Genomic DNA, 2,366 nt, shown 5'->3' on the forward strand with positions numbered 1-2,366 from the left:
TTCGTCGCCGCCGCCACCCCCGTCGCCTGATTCGCGACCTTCGCCGCCTCATTCGCGTTCTGCGCGATCTCCCGGATCGAGGCACCCATCTGCTCCGCCCCCGCCGCCACCGTCTGCACATTGCGCGACACCTGCTCCGCCGCAGCCGCCACCACCCCCGCCTGCACACTCGTCTCCTGCGAGCCCGCAGCGACCTGAGAGTTGGCCGCAGACAGCTCCTCGGACGCCGCCGCCACCGTCTGGGCCGTCTCCACGACCCCCGAGATCAGCGCCTGCATGGACTCCTGTGCGGCGATCAGTCCACGGGCCATCTGGCCGAGCTCGTCGTCGCTGCGGACATCGGGTCGGACGGTCAGGTCGCCGCCCGCCATCGCGTCCACCGCGCGCTTGACCTCGACGACGGAGCGCCGTATGCCCGCCGCGATCGTCAGGCCCAGAGCCGTCGAGAGGAGGATGCCGAGCGCGAGGACGACGACCGTGGTGACGGCAGCCTGGCTCGCCTGGCTGTCGACGTGAGCGGCGATCTTGGCCATCGCGGTGCCGACCTCGTCCGACACCGCTGTCAGGTGCGAGATGAGGTCGCCGCCCGCAGCGGCCGCGCCACCGTCGCGCGACGCGATGAATGCCGTCCGATCGTCCGCCATACCCGCCGGGATCAGGTCTCCGTCGACGACCTTCCGGTAGTCGGCATACGCCGCATTGAAGTCAGCCCAGACCGTCGGCACGGCTCCGAACTCGGCCGCGTAGGCATCGGCGAAGGTGGTCGCTGCAGCGTCGAACGCTGCCGACGCGTCCTTGATCTTGACGCTCTGGGCAGCCTTGCCGTCAGGCTCATAGGCCCCGAGGACGGTGATCGCGATCCGAAGGGTCCACAGCGAGTCCTTGAGCGCGGCTAGATCGGTCGCGACTGTCGTCTGGGTCTGCGCCATCTTCGCCGCCTCGGCCTTCATGGCGTTCATCTGGACGACAGCGAAGGTGCCGAGACCCGTCGCGAACGTCGCGAACATCACGATGAGGACGACGATCCGCGTGCGGACCGATCCCCGCGACAGGAGCGAGCTCCGGTGGACTGCAGCCGATTCGGCGGTGCTCTTGCTCACGAGATTGGCTCCGTACGGGTGGTCTGATGCTGACAGCCCACTCATCGGCGGCGGCGGCCGGGATTGAGCCGATCACGTTCCCGGGCGAGCAATTTCATCCACTGTCGACGAGGTCGGTACACCACGCGTCGCGAGCAGTTCTCGACTGCACATTCGCAGCCCATTCAGGTGAGCCTCATCTCACCCCAGGGGCGCCGTCGCGGAGGCGGCGCGCAGCGCTCCCACCTGGGGCGACATCCCCGCAGAGGCTGGCTGAGCGCCCGTGGGCCCCTGCCAGCCTGACTGTCCGAACGACCGAAGCAATGTCCCGGACATCGCCGTGACAAAGGCCGGCCGAGGACCTCCGAATGACTCCGTGCCGGCCTTTGTCATCGTCCGTCAGCGTGCGGGTACGAGGCTGAACGCGCCCTCTTCCTCTTGGGCGTTGTGCAGGCGCAGGACCGCGTAGAGCCCGTACAGCAGGCGGCGGAGCTCGACGACGTCCTCCGGCTGGACCGTGTCGTTGTCGACGTCGCGGAGGAGCCGACGAAGCCGGCTGACCTGGTGCTCGATCTCGGCGTGGGTCCGGCTCAGCGATGCGGTCGCATCCGAACCGCCGAGCGCGCGGGCGACGAGCGGAACGAGCAACGCCTCATCGGCACGCTCGTGCGGGATCAGCTCTCGCTCGAGGCGGTCGAGCAGCGCGTGCGCCGGGACGAGGTCGCTGTCCCGGGTCGAGAGCGCGTCCGCCACGGCGCGGATCTGCTCGACGACGGCATGCATCGCGTCGTGCTCCGCCTTCAGGACGTGCGCAGTGGCGACGTCGGACTGGGGCATCGCGATCGTGTGGACCGCGCCCGGGAGCACCGCACGCAGGGCGATGCCCATCGCCAGCACGTCGATGACCTCCTGCAGGACCGCGCCGGCCGCGGGCGGCAGCAGCCCGACAGCGGCCGCGACCATGGCCACGAGCGACAGCCCCATGCCGACGACGACCGCCTGCAGAGCGATCTGCCTGGACCGGCGGGCGATCAGGATCGCGTCGGCGAGGGCGTCGATGCGGTCGACGGTCAGGACCACGTCGGCCGCCTCCGACGACGCCGTCGCACCGCGCGCGGCCAGGGCCACCCCGACCCCGGCAGCGGCGAGCGCGGGGGCGTCGTTCACGCCGTCGCCGACCATGATCGTCGCGGCGTGCTCACCCTCGGTCCGGATGGCGGCGAGCTTGTCGACCGGGTCGCAGTCGGCCAGCACGGTGTCGACCCCGACGATCCGACCCACGGTGTC

At 70.3% G+C, this 2,366-nt stretch carries 2 protein-coding genes; both read right to left on the reverse strand.

Translation table 11 applies throughout. The annotated features are described in order from the left end of the window. Positions 1-1,100: methyl-accepting chemotaxis protein (locus tag VFW79_RS10660; RefSeq protein ID WP_329677286.1), on the reverse strand; the 1,100-nt coding region annotated here is incomplete at its 3' end. Positions 1,101-1,478: 378 nt separating this feature from the next. Further along, a partial coding sequence (locus VFW79_RS10665) for a heavy metal translocating P-type ATPase (protein ID WP_329677287.1) occupies positions 1,479-2,366 on the reverse strand: 888 nt, incomplete at its 5' end.

This window comes from Cellulomonas sp., assembly GCF_036279715.1.
Lineage (GTDB): Bacteria > Actinomycetota > Actinomycetes > Actinomycetales > Cellulomonadaceae > Cellulomonas_A.